Genomic DNA, 20,940 nt, shown 5'->3' with positions numbered 1-20,940 from the left:
ACTCTTGCGCGGGTACGATGTGCCCATGACACTCGATCCCGCCAGCGCCTATCAAGCCTTGTTGAGCCGCGACCGGCGCTTTGACGGACGGTTTTTCGTCGGCGTCAGCACCACTGGCATCTATTGCCGGCCGATCTGCCGCGTACGCACGCCCAAGCCCAGCTCCTGCCAGTTCTATGGGTCGGCGGCCGCCGCCGAGGCCGCTGGTTTCAGACCCTGCCTGCGCTGCCGGCCGGAGCTGGCGCCGGGTGTGTCGCTGATCGACAGCCCGGATGCGCTCGCCAGCGCCGCCGCGCGCATGCTGGATGCCGGCATCGGACACGAGCGACTGGCCGAACTGGCTGAGCGCACGGGGGTGGGCGAGCGCCATCTGCGCCGCGTGTTCCAGGCTCATCTGGGGGTCACCCCGATCGCCTATGCGCAGACGCAACGCCTGCTGCTGGCCAAGCGCCTGCTCAGCGAGACCCGATTGCCGATTGCACAAGTGGCGGAAATGGCGGGTTTTCGCAGCCTGCGCCGCTGCAACGCCCTGATCCGCGAGCGCTACCGCATGAGCCCTGGGGATCTGCGGCGGCAGGTGTCGAATCGCGTGAGCCATGACGGCGTGGTGCTCAGCCTGGACTATCGGCCACCCTACGATTGGCCAGCGATCCTGGAGTTCTTTGCGATGCGTGCCGTGCCTGGGGTCGAGCAGGTCGCGGACGGCGTCTATCGCCGCTGCGTCCGCGATCCGGCTGGCAAGGGTCGGGCCGGATGGATCGAGGTCAGCCATGATCCCGAGCGTTCCCGGTTGCAGCTCTCGATATCGGACACATTGCGCACGGATCTGCTGGGGTTGATCGCGGCGGTGCGCCGCCAATTCGATCTCGATTGTGATCCGCAGCATGTCGCAGAGTCCCTGGGCGCGGTCGCAGCGGCACGCCCCGGTCTGCGCCTGCCCGGTGCCATCGATGGCTTCGAGCAATCGGTACGCGCCATTCTGGGGCAGCAGGTCAGCGTGGCCGCCGCCACCACGCTGGCCGGGCGGCTTGCGAGCACTCATGGCACGCCGATCGACACTGCGCATGCGGGTCTGAATCGCCTCTTCCCGACAGCGGCCGACGTTGCCGCACTGCAGGCCTCGGACCTGGTGAGTCTGGGCATCCTGGCCACGCGCGCCCGCAGCATTCTGGCACTCGCGCAGGCCGTCGCCAGCGGGGCACTTCGGCTGCACGCCGACGCCCCGGTGGAATCGACGCTGACCCAATTGCGGGCGCTGCCCGGGATAGGCGAATGGACGGCGCAGTACATTGCGCTGCGCTGCCTGTCCTGGCCCGACGCCTTTCCGCACACCGACCTCATCATTCTGCGCGCCTTTCCCGGGCTCAAGCCGCGAGAGGTGCTCGCGGCAGCAGAAGCCTGGCGCCCCTGGCGTGGCTACGCCACCTTGCATCTGTGGAAACAAGCATGAAGACGACGAACATCGAAACCCCTCTCGGGACGGTCCGCCTCGCGGCCGACCATGGGGCCCTGCTCGGACTGTGGTTCCGGGGTCAGCAACACGAGCCGGCGTTGCCGGGGGATTCGCTGGTGGACGATGTGGATGCCGATCCGGCACTGCGTCTGGCCGCCGACTGGCTGATCGAGCACCTGCGCGGTGGCGCTGCAGCGATGCCCAGGCTGGCCCCGCAGGGCACGCCGTTCCAGCAGCAGGTGTGGAAGGCGCTGCTGGAGATACCCAGCGGCCAGACCATCACGTATGGCGCGCTCGCCGAGAGCATCGGCAAGCCGAACGCCACGCGTGCTGTCGCCGCAGCGGTGGGCCGCAATCCGATCTCGGTGCTGGTTCCCTGCCATCGGGTCATCGGCAGTAACGGCAGCCTGACCGGTTATGCGGGCGGACTCGGGCGCAAACAGGCCCTGTTGACGCTGGAAAGCGGTGCTGCCTTGCCCTGGACGCGCGTTGCCCGGGCCTATCAGGCGCAGTATGCCGATCCGATCGAGGTCGACATTGGAGATTCCGTGCGCTGGGTGGACAGGGCCGACGAGGGCGAATTTCCGGGCTGGAAGTGGGCGGTTGCGCCGGACCAGCGTGGCGGCTGGGTGCCGCGGGGCTATTTTGGCCCGGGCGAGACTCAGTCGATTGCCCGTCGTCACTACCACGCCGGTGAGCTCAGTGTCGCTGCCGGCGATCAGGTGCTGGAACTGGATGAGTTTTCCGGTTGGGTTTCAGTGATCGATCGCAGTGGTCGCGGTGGCTGGATCCCGCGCAGCGTACTGGCGCGCGGCACATGACGGCGTCAGCAGGGCGCGCCTGGCTCTGCGCAGCGCTGCTCGCTCTGGTCGCATCCACGCCCTGCGCGGCTCAGGATGCGCTGAGCGCCATGCGTTTGAGTACCACCACCGGCGCCGCTGCCGACTTCGTGCCCGATGCCGCCTGCGGCCGCTGCCATCAGCAGATTGCCGCCAGCTTCGCCGAGGTGGGCATGGCGCGTTCCTTGAGCCGCGGCGCCGATGGACCTGCTTCCCGACCCTTCGAAGGCAGTCGTCATCGACATCAGGCGAGCGCGCAGGACTTCGCGCTGGAGCGGCGTGACGGTGGCCTCTGGTACGTCCAGTCCGGAAAGAGCGCAGACGGCGATACGCACAAGCTTGAGCTGCGGGTGGACTGGATCATCGGCTCGGGCAACCGGGTGCAAAGTTTCTTGCACCAGACCAAATCCGGCGAGCTCTATCAATTGCCGGTGAGCTGGTACACCCAGTCCAATTCACTGCGCATGTCGCCGGGCTACGAGGCGGCAAATCACCCGGGCGTGGAGCGCCGCGTGCGCCGGGAATGCCTGTTCTGCCACAACGCCTATCCCGAAGTGGCCGTGGGCTCCGACCTGCCGGGTCAGCCGGATCTGTTCCCTCTCGCGCTGCCCGAGGGCATCGGCTGCCAGCGCTGCCATGGGCCGGGCGCATCGCACCTGCGCGCCATCCTCGATGGCAAGGAACTGGCCCAGATCCGCGCCGCCATCACCAATCCTGCGCGCCTGCCATGGCCGGCGCGCAATGACGTCTGCTTTCAGTGCCACCTGCTGCCTGCTGTCGAGGTGATCGGCTCGCGCCGGATCGGCCGGGGCGACTACAGTTTCCGACCGGGTCAGCGACTTTCCGACTACCTGGTCCATGTCGATATCGACGACAGTCGCCAGCCGCGCGATGAGCGCTTCCAGATCAACCATCACGGCTGGCGCTTGCTGCAGAGCCGTTGCTATCAGGAGAGCGACGGCGGGATGGGTTGTGTCAGTTGCCACGACCCGCATGTGCGGCGGGTAGGTCCGAGTGCCGTGGGCTGGTATCGGGACAAGTGCCTGAGCTGTCACCAGACACTCGATATCCGGCACGGCCTGGCTGATGGCGAGAACGGTGCGGGCAGCGATACCCGCAATTGCGTGCAATGCCATATGCCCACCCGCCGCACCCAGGACGTGATCGAAGTCACGATGACCGATCATCGGATTACCCGCGGGCCCTTCGATGCTGCCGCACTGGTCGCGCCCTTGGCGCCGCGTCAGCCGCAGATACGCGATCTGCAACTGTTCGGGGTCGATCCGAACATGGAGCTCGCCGAAGCGGGCGCCTATCGCGCACTGATTGCGCTGAACAATGGCATTGGTGGTCGCTCCGCGGCGGCTGCATTGGCCCGCCGCCTCGCTGAGTTCAGGCCTGAAGCGTCATCGTGGTGGCTGCAGCTCGCACGTCATCAGGTCGGCCAGCGCCAGTACGCCGAGGCCGAGCAGGCGCTGGCAGAGCTTGCCGTCAAGGATCGAAAGCTGCCTGAGCTGGCGCATCTGGAGGCCATGATCAGCGCAGGCAAGGGCGATTCCGACGCGGCCCTTGAACAGTTGCGGCAGCTGGCGAAGTGCGAGGATTTCCATCCCGAAGTGGACTTCAATCTGGCGATCATCGAACGAGGCCAGGGACATCACAGCCGCGAAATTGCTGCGCTCAAGCGCTTCCTCGCGGCCCGCCCGCTCAGCGCCATGGGCTGGTGGCAGCTGGCGCGCTCCTACCGTCTGTCCGATCGGCCCGAGCTGGCGGCCCAGGCGCTGTTGCAGGCCCAGGCGATCAAGCCCGATATCGGAGATTCGCGTCGCGATTCCAAACGCACGGAGGAAGAGCGGGCGGGCCCGTCAGCAGGGCAATGAGTGCATCGCCAACCGGGGCACTTTGCAACCCACGGATCAGCATCCGCACCGTCAGGCACAGTGAGCCGAAATGCCTCGGACTATCGTCAGCTCGCAATTAGCTCGCGAGGCCCGAAGGTCACATGCGCGTCATTCGATGGTTTGAGTGAGGGGGCCATGCGCTCGTCGACGTCTGGCCTGATACTGCGCCGCATCGGTTACTGGCGCGTTGATGCGGGTCTGGATCACTACCTCAGTCCCCTGCTGGCTCAGCGCTGGCCGAAACTGCGCATCGAGCGTCACCGCGACCCCGGCATGCTGGCGCGACTGGTGCTGGATGTCTGGGTCTGCGGAGAAGAACCGCCGATCCTGCCCGGATCGCCGGCATTGATACTCGGCGCGGTTGCGGCACAACCTTCAGCAGATCAGATCGCCGAAGGTGTGTGGCGACTGGCAACGCCGATCACTGGCCGGCGACTGCTGTCGGATATCCAGCGACTGCTGCTGGACGCGAGACTCCGCTGAGCCGCGGCGCTCATGCACCTTTGAGCAGTGGCGGGGCCTGGAAGATTGCACCCTGCGGACCAGACCTTGCACGTTGCGGCAAAGCCGGTCATCGACAGCGCACATAGGCTGACTCCACCCAAGGGAGGAAGACCATGTCGATTCGAACTGTGCTGATCCTTATGCTGCTGTGGGCCAATCCGGCGATTGCCGCAACCATCAACGTCAATACCTTTGCCGATGAATTCGGTAGCGGCAGCGCCTGCAGCCTGCGCGAGGCCGTGCAATCGGCCAATACCAATGCGGATTTTGGCGGTTGCACCCACACCGGCGGTTTTGGCAGCGATACGATCACTCTGGGGCAGGGCTTCTACACGCTGAGCCGCGGTAATTTCGCCAGCAACACCGACATCGATGAAGACGACAATGCCGTCATCGACATCGATATCCGCAGCAACATCACCATCACCGGCACATCATCAGCCGTCGTATCCATTGGCAACACAACTGGCAACTACCGTGGCCGCATCCTGCATGTGATCAGCGGTGCGGCGACCATCAACGGCGTGACTCTGCGCGATGGCAATCTGCCCAATGGCCGCGCTGGAGCAGGTTTGCGCAGCGAGCCGGGCACCACAGTGACCTTGAACAATGCACGTGTGGTCGGCAACGAAGCCGACGGCAATGCCGGTGGCATTCTCAATCGCGCCACCATGACTTTGAACAACACGCGGGTCGATGCCAACCAGACCAATGCGGCCACGCAGGGCGGCGGCGGCATATTCAACGATGACAATGCCATTCTGCGCCTGAATGACAGTCTGGTGCTGGATAACCTGACGGCCGGCAATGGTGCCAGTGGCAACGGTGCGGGTATCTACAACGATGTGGGTGCCAGCCTCACGTTGGACAACACGCTTGTGGATGGCAATATCGTCGACGTGCGCGGCTCAACCGGTGATGGCGGTGGGATCTTCACAGCCGGCAATCTGACACTGTTGCAGAGTACGATTCGTAACAACATTGCCGCGGGAACAAACGCCAGAGGCGGCGGTATCCGTTGCGCCGGGACTGACGACTTGATCATCGAGCGCTCACTGATCCAGGGCAATCAGGCCGTCGAAAACCCCGACGTGTTCGTCGATAGCCCGCGCGGTGGCGGTATTTCCAGTTGCAATCTTACGGTGCGCGACACCCTGATAACCGGCAATTTGAGCAAGGGCAGCGGCGGCGGTCTGGAGGATTGTCTGGGTCGTATCGAACGCGTAACGATCAGCAGCAATATTGCCGATGGCGGCCCTGGGGGAGGGATTTCCAACTCCACGCTGGAACTGGTGAATACCACCCTGGCAGCCAACGAGGCGCACGGCACTCTGTCGAACCCGGGACATGGCGGTGGCGTCGATATCGTGTCGGGCGACTCGGTAAGGTTTGACAATGTCACTGTCGTTTCCAACACAGCGAGTGCCAGCGGCGGTGGAATCTCCGTGGTCGGTGGTACCGCCAAGTTGTCCCACACGGTCATCGCCGGCAATATGCAGACCGGGATAGGCGGCAACGATGATTGCGCCGGCAGCGTTCAGACGCTGGGCCGGAATCTGCTCCAGAACAGCACAGGCTGCACGTTGTCGGGGGCCGGATCGGGCACCGATCTGCTCAATGTGAATGCACAGCTGGACGTTCTGACGTCCAACGGCGGTGCCATTGTAGGCACGGTCGCCACAGCTACGCAGATGCCCACCCGATTGCCCTTGTCCAGCAGTCCATTGATTGATGCCGGCAACCCCGCCGGCTGCGTTGACAATCTGAGCCAGATTCTCAGCGTAGACCAACGTGGATTGCCGCGCATCGTCGACGGTCCGGACCCTGACAGCACCGCTGTCTGCGATATCGGTGCCGTGGAAGTGCAAACCGTGGCCTTGCCGGATTCGATCTTCCGCAACGGCTTCGAATAGGTGCGCCGACCAGGTGAACCCCTAGCCCGCATTTCTCACACCTGTTGCGGAAGATCGCGCAGGGCTTTGCGACTAGCGCAAGGCGCGACGACGAGGAATGGTGGTTCCATTGCGAGGAGGAGCAACGCAGCGATAGTCGCAAAGAACCAGCGAGGTCCGCAAAGCGGGCAGATGCAGCCAAACGGTCTGTGACTGGTGCGTGCCTCGGAATCGCCTTGAACCACTGGGAAATTGGGGGCATCTGCTCGCGCAGGTGTGAGGAATGCGGGCGTGCGCTCTGCAAGCTGCACGCGATCCGAGTTGGCATGAAGCCGACCCACGAAGCCAATGGCATGGCAGTGGTAACCGAGTCTTGCGTGCGCGACCGGTAACGGCGGGTACGAAGCGTAGACAGGAATACACAGAGGTATGAGGTTGAACCCCGAAAATTTCATCGTCGAAGGTGCCGAGGGCTACGCCCGAGTTCCGCAGGCCACACGATCTGGCGAAATGCCTGACCCAGATCGACCTTCCGGGGGCATGGGCTCGTATCGAGGTGTACAGGATTGGTGTGGAACAGAGGAGATCCCGGTGTCACCACAGGGAAGTGGGCACCCGGCACAAGGCAAGAACCGAGTGCAGGGCGGTCAATGGCATGGGGAAGTCGGATGTCGTCGTAGTAGTGATGAAGCCTGCGAAGTCGCAGTTTGGCGAGTGGGTGGAGCGAAGGGCGGCACCGAGCAGGGATCCTGCGGGAGGGAACGATGGGCCGCACGCTGAGGTGGGGAACCCATCTGCCCAAGACTTCGGCGGGTGCAGGAGAGGGCGCGAGCCCATCCGGAGGAACAGTTCACGTCGCTGGCCCACTTGCTCGATGAGGGCTCGTTGTTGCGTGCTTACCGCGGTTTGCGGGCGGACGCGGCAAAGGGCATCGATGGCGAGAGCAAGGCCAGCTATGGAAAAGGATTGGCGGCACGGCTGCAGCACGATGAGCGACTGCGCACGGGTCAGTACCGAGCGCAGCCGGCGAAGCGCGCGACGATCAAGAAAGCGGATGGCAGCGACCGGCCGTTATCGATCTGGTGCGTGGAGGACAAGGTCGTACAAGGCGCGGTGACCGAGGTGCTGAACAGCATTTTCGAAGCCGACTTCCGAGGGCTGAGCTATGGCTTCAGGCCGCAGCGCAGTGCGCATATGGCCTTGCAGGCGGTGCAGACGGTGCTGCAGAAAGGACGCGTGAACTGGGTATTGACCTGGATCTGAAGCAGTGTTCTGATCGCATCGAGCACGAGGCATTGCGACAGGCAATCAGGCGCAGGGTGACCGATCGCAGTCTGTTGCGACTGATCGACAAATGGCTGACGGTCGGGGTGGTGGAGCAGGATGGCAAGCGGACACGGCAAACGTGCGGCACGCCGCAAGGGGCGCTGATTTCCCGCTACTGGCGAACATCGTGCTGCATGAGGCGATGGACGAGGTGGTGGTGGAATGGCGTCGGACAGGCGCGCGGCGAGGTGTACATGGTGCGCTATGCCGATGACGCAGTCCTGATGTTCGAGCATGAGGAGGATGCGGTAGCGCTGCGAGCGGTACTGGAGACGAGTCTGGCGCGCTACGGGCTGGAGATGAATGTGGCCAAGACCCGCTTGCTGGGTTTCGGCCGCACACCGCCGGGCGGGGGCAAATCCGGGAGTTTCGACTTTCTCGGGTTCACGCACATCGCCGGCCAGGATCGCCAGGGCCGCTATCTGGTGCGACGTCAAACGATGGCGCAGCGCTTCCGGCGCAGCCTGACGCTCGCCCGTGAGTGGTGCCGCGCGCACCTGCACGATCCCTTGCGCACACAGTGGGCTGAACTGAGTGCCAAATTGAAAGGCCACTACGCGTACTACGGCGTGCGCGGCAACATGGATGCGCTCAAGCGTTTCCGAGCCGCGGTGCGAGCGATCTGGATCAGTGTGCTGATGAAGCGCAGTCAGACGTCTCGTCTCCCCGTCGTGGTGGCGCTGGTCGACACTCACTTCGCGCTGCCGACTCCCCGCATCACCCACCCGGATGATTGGCTCCCGGTCTCGCCGGGTTACCTGCTTGGAAGAGCCGGATGCGGGAAATCCGCCCGTCCGGATCTGTGAGGGCGAAAGCCTGTAAAGGTTTAGCTACTCGACTAGCAACGGGTTCACCTGGAAATCGCTCTGCCCGTTTTGGCGTCGACGTTCGTGATCCTGCAAGCGCTCCGGCCTCTCGATCCACGTGCTAGCTGTGCCAGGCACCCTTGATGTAGACCGCCGTGCAGGCTGAAGTCGGCCTGGCCCCGCTGGCCGCAGGTGCGGGCTTGAGGTCGGCTTGGCCCAGCGTGCCGGGTAGTGTCCCGTTGGCGCTGGCGGCGGGGTGTCCGCCACGGGCAATGCTCTGGCGGGCGAGGGTGCAGGGGTCAGTGGTCTGCGTTTCCGTTGGCGCAGCTCAGGTCACTCGAATCCGTCATTGAACAGTGCGTCCGGGCGTGGCGCTGGTGTGCACGCCGAGAACTCCGAGGTGTTGCCAGCAGCGTCGGTCGCGGTCGCGCTGATCACAGTTGGTTGAGGATTGGGCGCCACGTTCAATGTGACGGAGAAGCTTTCGGCGTTTCCGCTGAGGCTGATGGTGCGACTGGCCAGCGGCACGGCGCCTTCGCCGTGCCCGTTGGCGTCACAGGCCGTGTTTTCGTAGAAATCCAGAACGTAACTGGCATTGCTGGCCGTGGCAGGAACATCCAGGGTGCCATTCAGCGTGATGCTCTGGGTACTGGCACTGCCAGCGGTCAAAACCGGGAAATTCTGCAAGTCGTTGGGCCCGGAATCGGTGTCGTTGGGATCGTTGTTGCTGACCCCGTCAGGCGTTGTCGTCAGGCTGAGATCAATGCCCAACGCGTGGTTGTCGGCAATCTGATTGCCGCTGATGCGATTTCCCGCCGAGGCTCCGGTGACCAGGACACCGGTACTGTTGAAGCGGATCACGTTGGCGGCCAGGCCAGCGCCCCCGATCGTGATCTGCGAGGCGCCGTTGATCAGGATGCCGTGGCCGATGTTGCCGAGATCGGTGAGCCCGTCGGCGCCGACACCGATGAGATTGTTGATGATTTCGGTGCCGGCCGAGCCCGCGCCACTCACGCTGATGTCGGCCAGCAGCATGCCGCCGAAGACATTGCGTCCGCCTGGGGTGGCGCTCCCGATCCTGGCAGCGGCGTCATTGATCCGGACGCCAGCCGCCATTCCCCCGGAATTCAGGCCACTCTCATCGACGCCCATGAAATTGCCGGCGACCTCGATATTGCCGATGGCGCCATTGCAGACGGTGCCGGCCGAGGTCGCGGTTTGTACCGCGGTGGCCAGCTCGTCAAAGATCAGTCCTTTGATGCTGACGTCGCTGCTGCACACTGAAAATGCGTTGATGGACGGAAACAAGGTGAAATCGCTGCGCAGCTTGATCATGAGCTGGGCGTCGCTGCCGATCAGGCTGTTGTTGGCTTGCGAGCCCGGCTGACTATAGCCATCGACGATCAAGGCCTCGGTCACGGTGGGCAATGACGAGGTCAGTGTGATCGTGTGGAGTCCGGCGCCCTGGATCGCGAACGTGATTTCATCTGGTCCGGGATTGGCATTGGCGGCATTGATCGCCTGGCGCAAGGTGCACGTGGCGCCGCAACTGCTGCCGTCGGTGTCGAATACCGAGGTCACCACCAGGCCCACAGGAGGATCGGTGACCGGCATGCAGGCGGAAAATTCCGACGAACTACCATCAGGAGCCGTGGCTGTGGTGGTGATTTGAGTGCCTGGATCCAGCGGATCGGTGGTGACCAGATCAAAGCCGAAGTTCTCGGCGCTGGTCTGGGTCAGATTGATCACGTTGGCGCCGATCAGCCGCTCCGCTTCGCCATGACCTGAGGGATCACAGCTGGCGCTGGCGTAGACGCCAATGGTGTAGGGCTGATTGGTGGTGCCAACCGGCACGTCCAGCGTGCCATACAGGCGCACGCTGCCTGCCAGACGCTCGGCACTGCTCAGTACCGGGAAATTCTGCAAGCCATTGGCCCCCACGTCGGCATCGTCGACATCGTTGAGGGTCAGTCCATCGTTGCCCAGATCCATACCCAGACCGGCATTGTCAAAGATGCGATTGTGGATCCAGCGATTGCCGCTGCTCGCGCCTGAAGTCGTGGCAATGCCGGCGATCAACGAATTGCGGATGCTGTTGGGCGCAGTGGCATTGCCGATGACACTATTTGCCGTGCCGCTCTGCAGGAAGATCCCGGTCGTGTTGCCTCGCGCAGCACTGCCGTTGGCATTGGTGCCGATGACATTGCCGACGACCTGCGAGTTGCTGCCCTGCAGGCGGATACCGGTGATATTGGCGCCGATGACGTTGGCGTCGCCATCCAGTTCGCCGCCGATGGTGGCAGTGCCGGAAACGCTGATACCCGCGTTGTTCCCGGCGATGCTGCCATCCGGACGCAGACCAACGAAATTGCCCGCGATCCGCACATTGGAGACGGCGGCAGCGCAAACGCGCAGGCCGTCGATGTTGGTGCGGTTGCTGGTCAGCGACAGTCCGCGCACGGTCGTGCCGTTGGCACATACATCGATCAGAGCGGCGTTGGCTGGCAGATTCAGGCCATCGACACGAATGCGCAGGATTGAAAGGCCGGGAAAGCTGCCAGGTTGCAGTCCACCATCGATCAGCACTGGTTGTGTGATCTGCGGCAATGGCGTGAGCAGTTGGATCAACAGTTCGCCACTGGCCGGTGTGCTGATGTTGAAGCTGATGAGGTCCGTGTCGGCGTCGCTGTTGGCAGCGATGATGGCGTCGCGCAAGCTGCAATGCGCGGCATTGCATTGACCATCAGCGACGTCATTCAGTGAATTGACCACCAATGGCGCGGGATCCAGTGCAGCACAGGTGGAGAACTCCGAAGTGCTGCCGTTTGGGGCTGTCGCCGTGAGCGTGATCTGGCCGCCGAAGGGAATGGTTGCCGGGCTCAACTGATCAAAGCTGAAGGTCTCGCTGCTGCCGGAAAGGGACACCGCCTGGACGCCGAGCAGCACCTCGCCTTCGCCGTGGTTGGTGAAGGCGTCGCACTCGACGCTGGCATAGACGCCGATCTGGTAGATGGCAGGCGCACTCGGTGGCACGTCGAGACTGCCATTGACGTGCACGCCACCGGCAATGCGGGAAACACTGCTGATGACCGGGAAGTTCTGCAGATTGTTGGGGCCGTTGTCGGCGTCGTTGAGATCGTTGTTGGTCACCCCATCGGCGTTGAGATCGATGCCGAGCTGGTCGTTGCTGCTGAAGTGGTTGAAATTGAAGCGATTACCGTTGCCGGTGGCCGGCGTCACTCCGGCAGCGGTCGTGGCAATGCCGCGGACGTTGAACACGATCAGATTGGGTGCATCGGCAGTGCCGATGATCGAATTGGCGGCGCCAGCGCCCAGCAGGATGCCTTGTGCGGCAGATGATGCGTCGCGGCCGATCTTGTCGGCACCGATGACATTGTTGACGACGGTCGTTGCACCTTGTTCGATGATGACCAGGCTGCCGCTGCCGGCGATGATGTTGCGGTCGGCCAGCGCTACGTCGCCAACGGTGCCCTCAGCGGCGACGAACTTGACCGCGAACTGATTGTTGCTGCCGCCGCTGGTGCCGTTGGCCTGAAGTCCGAGAAAATTGCCGACGATCCGCGCGCCGGTGACCGCCGACGGGCACGCGGCACCGGTATGGTCGCGGCCGACGACGATGCCGCCGCCAAAGGTCGATGCAATGGCGAGTCCCTTGATGGTGACGTTGTTGGCGCAAACCGCCAGTGCCGGCGTGTTGGCGCCGAAGTTGCCGCCGTTGAGCCTGAGTCGCAGCACCGCGTTGCTGAGATCTGTGGCGGTGTTGACGGACGTGCCGGGCTCACTGTAACCATTGATGGTCACGCGACCGGTGATGGTCGGCAGCGGACCCAGGAGGACGTCGATGGGAATCTGAGGCCCCGACAGCGGTGCGATATTGAAATTGATGGTGTCGCCTAGCGGGCGGAGGCCCGCATTGGCCGCGTTGATGGCTTCCCGCAAGCTGCAATGTCCGGCGGTGCAGTTTCCGTCATCGCTGTCGATTTGGGTGTTGACGACAAAAACCGCGGCTTGAGTGGCTGCACAAAGGAGCATCAGAAGGGTCAGAATGGCGGCTCTGAGCATGGCGCTGTTCTCGCTGTCTAGGTGCCAGAGAGCCTGCAACAGCGCCACATTTCGGGTTTGGCGCGGTGGTGCAGACGCTAGGCTGCAGCGTGCAATTGAGCGGTTGGGCCGGTTGTGCGCGCTGCGCGGGCATCGTCAGGACGTAGGTCACTCACGGTGCCTGGCGACCCACGCAAGCTGCAATGGAATCCAGGCCGATCAACTCGCTTTCTGTTGCGCAGTGATTGCCGATGGCGAAACCTGAAAACGCTGGCGAAAAGCGCGCGAGAAACTGGACAAGCTTTCAAAACCGCTGGCGTAAGCGACCTCCGTGACATTGCCGGCCTGACTGGCCAACATCTGATGGGCATATTTGAGCCTGGCCTCACGCAGATAATCACGGGCACTCTGGCCGTAGTACTCCTTGATGTGGCGAAACAGCGTGCTGCGATCGCTGTGCATGGCATGAGCCAGTTCTTCGACACCGAAACTGCTGTCACCCAGGTGCGCCGCAATGGCGGTGTCGAGGCGCTGCCTATAGCGTTGCTCGTCACTGTTTCCAGCAGAGACGTCCGCCATGGGGGGGCTTGCCGGCAATCGTTGCAGGCGGCGCCGAATCGATAGCAGGGCGTCGATGCGTGCCAGCAGTTCGCTCGCATCGAAGGGTTTGGACAGATAGTCGTCGGCACCCGCGCGCAGGCCAGTAACAGCGTGCTCGGCACCTGATTTTGCGGTCAGCAGCAGTAGCGGCACGGCAGCAATATCGGCATCGGCCCGCACGCGCTTGGCCAGTTCAACGCCATCGAAACCCGGCATCATCACGTCGCAGACGATGATGTCGGGCAGTTCATGGCGTGCTGCAGCCAGCCCGGAGGGCCCGTCCTCGGCTTCGACCACGCGGAAACGTGCTTCCAGCAGACGCCTGACTCGCAGGCGCATGTCGACGTGATCGTCGATGACCAGTGCCACGGGCGTTTCCGCGAACGGCGTGCTGCCCGCTTCAACGGGTCCGGTCGGGACGGGCACAGGTTCGGCAGCACGCTGTTCGATGGTGACTCGCGGCAAGCGCAGAGTGAAACGACTGCCGAGTCCGGGCCTGCTGTCGACAGCGACACTGCCTCCATGGCCCTCGACAATCTCACGCACCAGTGCCAGACCGATGCCGGTACCTTGAGGCACATGTTCGGACTCGGCCTGGAAGAATCGATCGAAGACATGCGGCAGCGCATGCGCAGCAATGCCTTGGCCATTGTCGCAAACGCTGATGGAAATTTGCTCTGGATCCACCGCCAGCGACACCGAAATCGCGCCGCCGCGGGGTGTGTACTTGGTGGCATTGCTCACCAGGTTGCCCAGCGCACGTTCCAGTTGCAGCGGATCACAAGCCAGATCCAGCGTCGCAAGATCCGGCAGGTTCAATTCAAGTTGGTGGCCGAATCGGTCGGCCAGCGGCTGCCAATCGAGCCGCTGGCGCTGAATGAAGCTGATCAGATCGATGTTCTCGCGATTCATTGGCAGCTGACCCTGCTCAAGTCGATTGACGTCGAGCAACTCCACGATCAGATCAAGTACTCGTCGGGCATTGCGATCGGCCAGTTCCAGCAACTCGCGGGCGCGATCACTGAGGCGCAAGCGCGTATCGCGCATCAGGTCATCCAGTGGCCCCAGCACCAGCGTGAGGGGTGTGCGGAATTCGTGGCCGACATTGGTGAAGAAGCGTGTCTTCAGGCGATCCACCTCGGCCAGACGTTCGGCCTGCTCGGCAAGTTGCACGTTGGAAAGCTTCAACTCCAGCGTGCGGCTTTCCACCACCGCTTCCAACTCGCGCTGACGCACCAGCATCTGGCGCTGCCGACGGCGTGCGCCGAGCCTGGAGGCAGACCACAAGGCCGATAGTGCCAGCAGCACGTAGGTCGCGTGGGCCGCGTTGCTGCGCCACCACGACGGCAATACTCGAATGGTGCGAGCAGGCATGCTGGCGACTCGCCAGAAGCTGTCCTTGGCTTCGACTTCAAAGGCGAAATCACCGTCCGGCAAATTGGTATAGACCCTGCGACTAGCTTCTCTGCCTGCCCAGTCCGACCAGTTGTCGTCATAGCCGATCAGCCGCGATCGATATTCGATCGCCTCAGAGCGATGCATGGCCGGCAGGGAAAAATCTAATCGTAGATCGCGCAACTCAGGACCGAGTGCGGCGAGGCTGTTCAGTGCAATGAAGGATTTTGCACGCTGATCAAAAACCTGGTTCAACAGCGGTGTCGGTGGCGGCGGCAGGGGCGTTCGGTTGGACAGATCCATACGCAACAACCCGGTCGCTCGGATGGCCCAGGCGATGTCGCCCTCACGCATGAAGTCGACAATGGTGGGATGCACGTCTACTGCATTGAGCAGAGCGCCGTCTGGCCGCCAGCCGTCGTCGGTTTTCCAGAAGACATCATTCATGATCGCGCCGCCACGCACCCAAAGTGCGCCTTCGGCATCTTCGTGCACGCTGAAGAGACGATCCTGGTAAAGGCTGGCCGGCAGTCCAGCAGGTACCACGAAGCGGTCACTCGCCGGGTCATAGGTGCGCAGTCCCATTGTGGTCGTAAACCAGACCTGATGGGCGCCTGCGAAGATTCTGACCTGGCCAGGTGGCAATCCCTGGTCCACGCCGTAGTGTCTGGGTTTCCAACTCCCATCGGTGCTGACCAGGGTCACGCCATCGAGCCGATCGGCGACCCACACACTGCGGCGATCCTGTTCCGCCAGGCGGAAAATGGCGATATCGAGATCAGCGACCGGCGTGGCCTCGAACTGGCCATCCGCCTGCTTGTCGAGCCGCAGGACGCCGCCCGCATGTCCTACCCACACCCGGCCTGGCACGAAACTGGAGGCTTGCAACACGGTGGCGGGAGAGGTTGCCGCCACGATGTGCGAAACGGGTTCTCCGTTGATGTCGAGGCTGATCGCATGGACCTGGGTGGAAGCAGCCAGCAGCGTGCCGCTGTCCACCACAGCCAAGGCGCGTACGTCATGCAGATCGGGCAGTACCTGGACGAATTGTCCACCGCCAGGGCCGGCTTCAGCCTTTAGCTGAAACAGTCCCACGGGGGAGCCCACGTACAAACTGCCGTGCCAGCGCTTGGCGTCAAGTGCTGACGCCAAACCGCGACCCTCGTCGTAGACAGTGACTCCGCGAGACAGGGCGATACGGGAGATGTTGCGATCACCGGTGAACCAGACATCGCCTTCTCGGTCCTGCAGCATGCCGAGGATGCGAAGATGGGTAGGTACGCCATCGCTGTCGTCGTATCGGTCGAGCAGATGGCCTGTGCCGTCCAGTACGATCAGTCCCTTGGTGGTGGTGCCGATCAGAAAGCGCCCATCGCGCAGATGCAACAGAGAGCGCAGATCGCTTTGAAGCAGCAGTGGAACGGCCGTTTCGTTCCAAAGGGTCAGCCGTTGCTCGCCATAGCTGTACAGATGGCCTGTGGTGGTTGCGATCTTCCAATCGCCATCCCCGGGGACAGCGGCCCATAACTGCTGCTCGATGGACTCCCCGCCGGCTACCGGCTCCAAGCCCAGGGTTGTTCCGACGGTCACCCGACTCAAGGCGCGGCTGGGCAGGCGCTGCAGCAAGAACTCCTGTCCGACCAGTGTCGAGAACACGATCTGTTCGTCGGAATCGAGGATTTTCGCCGCCGCGCCGTCATCTGGCACAAACAGCACCTGCGCCTGCAGAGCCACCCAGAGGCCATGCCGATCCCAATCGTAATTGACGCTCCGCACATCACGGATGGTCGTGAGCTCGCCTGGTACCTGTGCCAGCACGCTATGCCAGCCAACCACGCCGGTGTCGTCATCCTGCCAATAGCCGATGTCTCCGTCGAAGCTGGAATAGACCCGATCTCCGGGACCCAGCGACAGGAACTGCATGCCACCCAGTGCCTTCGGATGCCCGGTCAGCTCCCAGCGCGCTCCATCGAAGCGAAACAGACCGCGCATGTTGGCGACGCAAACTCGTCCGTCGGGCAACTGCAGAAGATCAGTACTGATGTTCGCGCCCAGCATTTGCTGGGCGTCGTAGACCTCTACCAAGGGACTGCCGCGTTCGCCACTCCAGACTGGAGAGGCCACCAGAAGCCAGCCCAGAAGCAGGGCTGGAATCAACCGAACGAACGCAGGCATGGGCGACCTCGCTGTCCCCGGGGTGGGGAAGATCCGATCGGGCCATGATTGCCCGTCTGCGGTCCTGGAACTATGCCAAATCGTGCAGCATCTGGTCTGCAGCGTGCGGTCGGCGGACCAAAAAGAATCTGATCCGAGTTGCCCCCTTTCGGACCCTTCGGATCACTGAACCTCGATCGTGATCTTCTCGCTCATGATCGGCGGATCGTGGGGAATGTGATTGGCGTCCCCGAGCACCAGTTGCAGGGTGTGCTTGCCGGCTGGCAGTTCCAGCGTGATCTCGGTCTGACCGCCGCCGAAGTGTCGATGCTTGTCGTCATTGGGCAACGGAAAATCCATCGGCGGCAACTCGTTGACGTCGATCAGCAAATGATGATGGCCGGTGTTTTCCTTGACCGTACCGGCCGGTGCCACGCCCATGCCGGACAGGCCGAAGCGCACGGTGACCGGATTCTGGACGGTCTCTCCGTCGGCTGGCGTGATGAAATAGACCTTGGCGCCGGCCGGGGCGGGCGTCAGCGGGAGCGGTCCGGCAAAAGCCAGGGCAGGGGCCAGAAGCAGGGCGAAGCAGATCGGCGCGCGCATGGGATCGGTCTCCAGCAAAGGTTCGAATACCCAATGATGCGCCAGTTCGCGTGCAGGCGCTGCGCATGCGCGGGCAGGGTGGTGTGGGATCTCTCCGTGGCTGCGACTGTAGGCGCGACCTTGCGTCGCGAGGTGTGTGCCGTGCCGCTGCGGCGAAGACCGGTTATCGCCGTGAGCTGTAGCCCGAATCGGAACGCAAAGGACACCGAGTGGCGCAGAGAACGCAGAGATCAGCCGATTTGGAAACGGATTTCTCTGCGTTCTCCGTGGCCCTCTGCGTTCTCCGCGTTCAAGCTTCTGCCCGCGGTTTCCAGAGAATGTCTGCGGGCGTCGTCGCGCGGTGTCCGAGGTCGCGACGCGAGGTCGCTCCTACCAGCTGCGGGGGCGGTCGCGACGCGAGGTCGCTCCTACTGCCAGGCGGCGTAGCAGATCGCCGTCAGGGATCCGACGAAGAAGGTCAGGCCCAGCTGCAGCAAGCCGTTCGCCGCCAGGATCAGGCGTACATCGCCGGGTGCGGTGATGGCGTGCTCGTGCTCGGGCTCGTCGAAGTACATGACCTTGATGACGCGCAGATAGTAGAAGGCGCCAATGACGGCCATCACCACGGCGATCACGGCCAGCCACAGCCATCCGGCGTTGATGGCGGCCTGCAGCACATAGAGTTTGGAGAAGAATCCGACCAGCGGCGGAAAGCCCGCCAGCGATGCCATGATCAGCAGCATCAGGAAGGCAAACCAGGGATTGCGCTGGTTCAGGCCCTTGAAGTCCTCGATACGCTCCGCTTCAAAGCCGGCGTGGGACAGAGCGATGATCATGCCGAAGGCGCCGGTGGTCATCAGCGCATAGGTGATGGCATAGAACATCGCTGCTGCCATGCCGTCGTCGGTGCCGCTCATGATGCCGAGCAGCACGAAACCCACATGCGATATGGTCGAATAGGCCAGCATGCGCTTCAGGTTGGTCTGCGCGATGGCCGCCAGATTGCCGACCACCAGCGACATCAGCGCCAGGAAACCAAGCATCTGCGACCAGTCGTGCGCCAGCGGTGCCAGTCCCTCGGTGAGCAGGCGGAAGGCCATGCCCACGCCCGCCAGCTTCGGCGCAGCCGCCAGGAACAGGGTGACGCCGGTCGGTGCGCCCTGATAGACATCGGGTATCCACATGTGGAAGGGCACGGCACCCAGTTTGAAACCGACGCCGACGACGATGAAGACCACGGCGAAGGACAGCACCACGCGCGGATGATCTCCCGAAGCCAATCGAGTGGCGATCTCGGTGAGATCGAGGCTGCCAGTCAGGCCGTAGATCATGGACATGCCATACAGCAACAGGCCCGATGCCAGCGCGCCCAGCACGAAGTACTTCATGGCCGATTCCGCTGCGGTTGGCGAGTCACGGTCCAGCGCCACCATGGCATAGGAAGACAGCGCCATCAGTTCGAGGCCGAGATAGATCGTCAGCAGGTTGCCGCCGGATATCAGGATGCACATGCCGAGCACCGCGAACAGCGCCAGCGTGTAGAACTCGGAGACAAACAACTTGTTGGTGCGCAGGAAGAACTTGGCGTAGACGAAGACTATGGCAGTGCTGAGATAGACAAAGAGCTTCAGCACATCGCCCATGCCATCGCGGATGAACATGCCGCCGGCCACCAGGACGCGTTCGCCCATGTTGAAGTCGCGCAGGGTCAGGATGGCGGTGAACACCAGTGCCAGCGTGGCCAGAAAATGCACCAGACCGCGACGCTTCTCGTCGATGTACAGACCGGCAATCAGGATCAGCGAGGTGAAGCCGAGCAGGAATATCTCGGGCAGCATCGGCAGCAGATCGTTCCAGGAGTGAATCATGGTGTCTAGTTCCTCAACCCGGAATGCCGATCAGTTTGCTGGCGGTGACATGCTGGATCAGTGCCTCGACACTGCTCTGCATGACCTTGATTAACGGATCCGGCCACAAGCCGATCAGCAGTACAAAGAAGGCGAGGGTGCCCATGACCACCCACTCGCGTGAATTCAGATCCTTCAGCTCGGCCACGTGGGTATTGGCGACATCACCAAAGATCACCCGCTTGACCAGCCACAGGGTGTAGGCCGCGCCCAGGATCAGGGTCAGGCCGGCCAGTGCCGCAACGCCCAGACTCATCTTGACGGTGGCCAGGATGACCATGAATTCGCCGACGAAGCCGCTGGTGCCGGGCAGCCCGCAATTGGCCATCGCAAACAGCACGACGAAGGCCGAGAACCACGGCATGGTGTTGACCACGCCGCCGTAGTCGGCGATCTGGCGCGAATGCACGCGGTCATAGAGCACACCGACGGCGCCGAACATGGCGGCTGACACGAAACCGTGAGAAATCATCTGCACCATGGCGCCCTGCATGCCCAGCGCAGCGGTATCGGCAGCGTTCTTGTCCAGCACCAGGGCAATGGCGATGAACAGGCCGATGGTGACAAAGCCCATGTGGCTGATCGAGGAATAGGCGATCAGCTTCTTCATGTCCTGCTGGGCCAGCGCGACAAAACCGATGTAGACCACCGCCACCAGCGACAGCGCAATGATCAGCCAGGCGTATTCGGCGCTGGCGTCGGGTGCGATTGGCAGCGAGAAGCGCAGGAAGCCGTAGCCGCCGACCTTCAGCATGACCGCCGCCAGCACCATGGAGCCACCGGTCGGCGCCTCGACATGGGCGTCCGGCAACCAGGTGTGCACCGGCCACATCGGAATCTTGACGGCAAAGGCCAGCAGGAATGCGAAGAACACCCAGGTCTGCTCGGTCATGGTCAGCGACATGGCCTGCAGATCGGCCAACTGGAAGCTCTGGCCCTTCAGGTAGAGGTAGATCAGGCCCAGCAGCATGAACACCGATCCGAGGAAGGTGTACAGGAAGAACTTCAGTGAGGCGTAGACCCGTCGTGGGCCGCCCCAGATGCCGATGATGATGAACATCGGAATCAGCATGCCCTCGAAGAAGACATAGAACAGCAGCGCATCCTGGGCGGCAAACACGCCGTTCATCAGTCCCGCCAGTGCCAGGAAGGCGGCCACGTACTGGCTGGGCTTGTAATCGATGACTTCCCAGCCAGCGATCAGCACCAGCACGGTGACGATGGAGGTCAGCACGATCAGCGGCAAGCTGAAGCCGTCGATGCCCAGGTGATATTCCACGGCGAAGGCCGGAATCCACGAGCTGCGCTCGACAAACTGCATGGCGCTGGTTGACGCGTCGAAATTCGACCACAGCGGTATGCACAGCGCCAGCGTTGCCAGCGACACCAGCAAGGCCAGCCACTTTGCGGCGCCGGCGTTGCGGTCGCCGGTGACCAGCACCGCGACAGCACCGGCGATCGGTAGCCAGATGAACAGGGAGAGTAGTGGCCAATCGGCGAACATGGGTCGCTCGTT

The 20,940-nt window shown here is 62.9% G+C and carries 11 protein-coding genes; 6 read left to right on the top strand and 5 right to left on the bottom strand.

The features are described from left to right. Positions 1–25 precede the first annotated feature (25 nt). The 6 genes from alkA to H7A19_09795 all read left to right on the top strand — a co-directional run bounded on the left by alkA (position 26) and on the right by H7A19_09795 (position 8,721). Entirely contained in the window at positions 26–1,450 is a 1,425-nt protein-coding gene (alkA, locus tag H7A19_09820; GenBank protein ID MCP5475118.1) for a DNA-3-methyladenine glycosylase 2, read from the top strand. Then, complete coding sequence (locus H7A19_09815; GenBank protein ID MCP5475117.1) at positions 1,447–2,274, top strand: methylated-DNA--[protein]-cysteine S-methyltransferase; 828 nt, start codon at positions 1,447–1,449, stop codon at positions 2,272–2,274. The genes alkA and H7A19_09815 overlap by 4 nt, the downstream gene beginning before the upstream one ends. Continuing rightward, positions 2,271–4,172, top strand: coding sequence for a hypothetical protein (locus H7A19_09810; GenBank protein MCP5475116.1), 1,902 nt, complete (start codon positions 2,271–2,273; stop codon positions 4,170–4,172). Before H7A19_09815 ends, H7A19_09810 begins: the two co-directional genes overlap by 4 nt. Before the next feature lie 156 nt (positions 4,173–4,328). Beyond that, positions 4,329–4,676 (top strand): hypothetical protein, encoded by a 348-nt coding sequence (locus H7A19_09805; protein ID MCP5475115.1) that lies wholly within the window; start codon positions 4,329–4,331, stop codon positions 4,674–4,676. Between the two features lie 134 nt (positions 4,677–4,810). Further along, positions 4,811–6,610 (top strand): CSLREA domain-containing protein, encoded by a 1,800-nt coding sequence (locus H7A19_09800; protein ID MCP5475114.1) that lies wholly within the window; start codon positions 4,811–4,813, stop codon positions 6,608–6,610. Positions 6,611–7,671: 1,061 nt separating this feature from the next. Further along, entirely contained in the window at positions 7,672–8,721 is a 1,050-nt protein-coding gene (locus tag H7A19_09795; protein MCP5475113.1) for a transcription elongation factor GreAB, read from the top strand. Between the two features lie 333 nt (positions 8,722–9,054). On the opposite strand, the gene H7A19_09790 is transcribed toward H7A19_09795, so the two are convergent. The 5 genes from H7A19_09790 to H7A19_09770 all read right to left on the bottom strand — a co-directional run bounded on the left by H7A19_09790 (position 9,055) and on the right by H7A19_09770 (position 20,928). Further along, the gene (locus tag H7A19_09790; protein ID MCP5475112.1) at positions 9,055–12,804 is read right to left on the bottom strand and encodes a CSLREA domain-containing protein; all 3,750 of its coding nucleotides are present in this window, start codon (positions 12,802–12,804) and stop codon (positions 9,055–9,057) included. A gap of 198 nt (positions 12,805–13,002) precedes the next feature. Beyond that, entirely contained in the window at positions 13,003–16,953 is a 3,951-nt protein-coding gene (locus H7A19_09785; GenBank protein MCP5475111.1) for a response regulator, read from the bottom strand. A gap of 162 nt (positions 16,954–17,115) precedes the next feature. Beyond that, a complete protein-coding gene (locus H7A19_09780) occupies positions 17,116–17,538 on the bottom strand; it encodes a DUF4399 domain-containing protein (protein MCP5475110.1) in 423 nt (140 codons plus the stop codon). Between the two features lie 407 nt (positions 17,539–17,945). Further along, positions 17,946–19,385, bottom strand: a complete 1,440-nt coding sequence (gene nuoN / locus H7A19_09775; GenBank protein ID MCP5475109.1) for an NADH-quinone oxidoreductase subunit NuoN — start codon at positions 19,383–19,385, stop codon at positions 17,946–17,948. 13 nt (positions 19,386–19,398) lie between these two features. Continuing rightward, positions 19,399–20,928, bottom strand: a complete 1,530-nt coding sequence (locus H7A19_09770) for an NADH-quinone oxidoreductase subunit M (protein ID MCP5475108.1) — start codon at positions 20,926–20,928, stop codon at positions 19,399–19,401. Positions 20,929–20,940: the final 12 nt, after the last annotated feature.

Source organism: Rhodanobacteraceae bacterium (genome assembly GCA_024234055.1).
Lineage (GTDB): Bacteria > Pseudomonadota > Gammaproteobacteria > Xanthomonadales > SZUA-5 > JADKFD01.
The sequence above is the reverse complement of the archived record's forward strand: the minus strand, read 5'-3'. Positions and strand labels throughout refer to the sequence as shown.

Coding starts and splice junctions, on each gene's coding strand:
- alkA (MCP5475118.1), top strand. CDS start 26: ATGACACTCGATCCCGCCAGCGCCTATCAAGCCTTGTTGAGCCGCGAC.
- H7A19_09815 (MCP5475117.1), top strand. CDS start 1,447: ATGAAGACGACGAACATCGAAACCCCTCTCGGGACGGTCCGCCTCGCG.
- H7A19_09810 (MCP5475116.1), top strand. CDS start 2,271: ATGACGGCGTCAGCAGGGCGCGCCTGGCTCTGCGCAGCGCTGCTCGCT.
- H7A19_09805 (MCP5475115.1), top strand. CDS start 4,329: ATGCGCTCGTCGACGTCTGGCCTGATACTGCGCCGCATCGGTTACTGG.
- H7A19_09800 (MCP5475114.1), top strand. CDS start 4,811: ATGTCGATTCGAACTGTGCTGATCCTTATGCTGCTGTGGGCCAATCCG.
- H7A19_09790 (MCP5475112.1), bottom strand. CDS start 12,804: ATGCTCAGAGCCGCCATTCTGACCCTTCTGATGCTCCTTTGTGCAGCC.
- H7A19_09785 (MCP5475111.1), bottom strand. CDS start 16,953: ATGCCTGCGTTCGTTCGGTTGATTCCAGCCCTGCTTCTGGGCTGGCTT.
- H7A19_09780 (MCP5475110.1), bottom strand. CDS start 17,538: ATGCGCGCGCCGATCTGCTTCGCCCTGCTTCTGGCCCCTGCCCTGGCT.
- nuoN (MCP5475109.1), bottom strand. CDS start 19,385: ATGATTCACTCCTGGAACGATCTGCTGCCGATGCTGCCCGAGATATTC.
- H7A19_09770 (MCP5475108.1), bottom strand. CDS start 20,928: ATGTTCGCCGATTGGCCACTACTCTCCCTGTTCATCTGGCTACCGATC.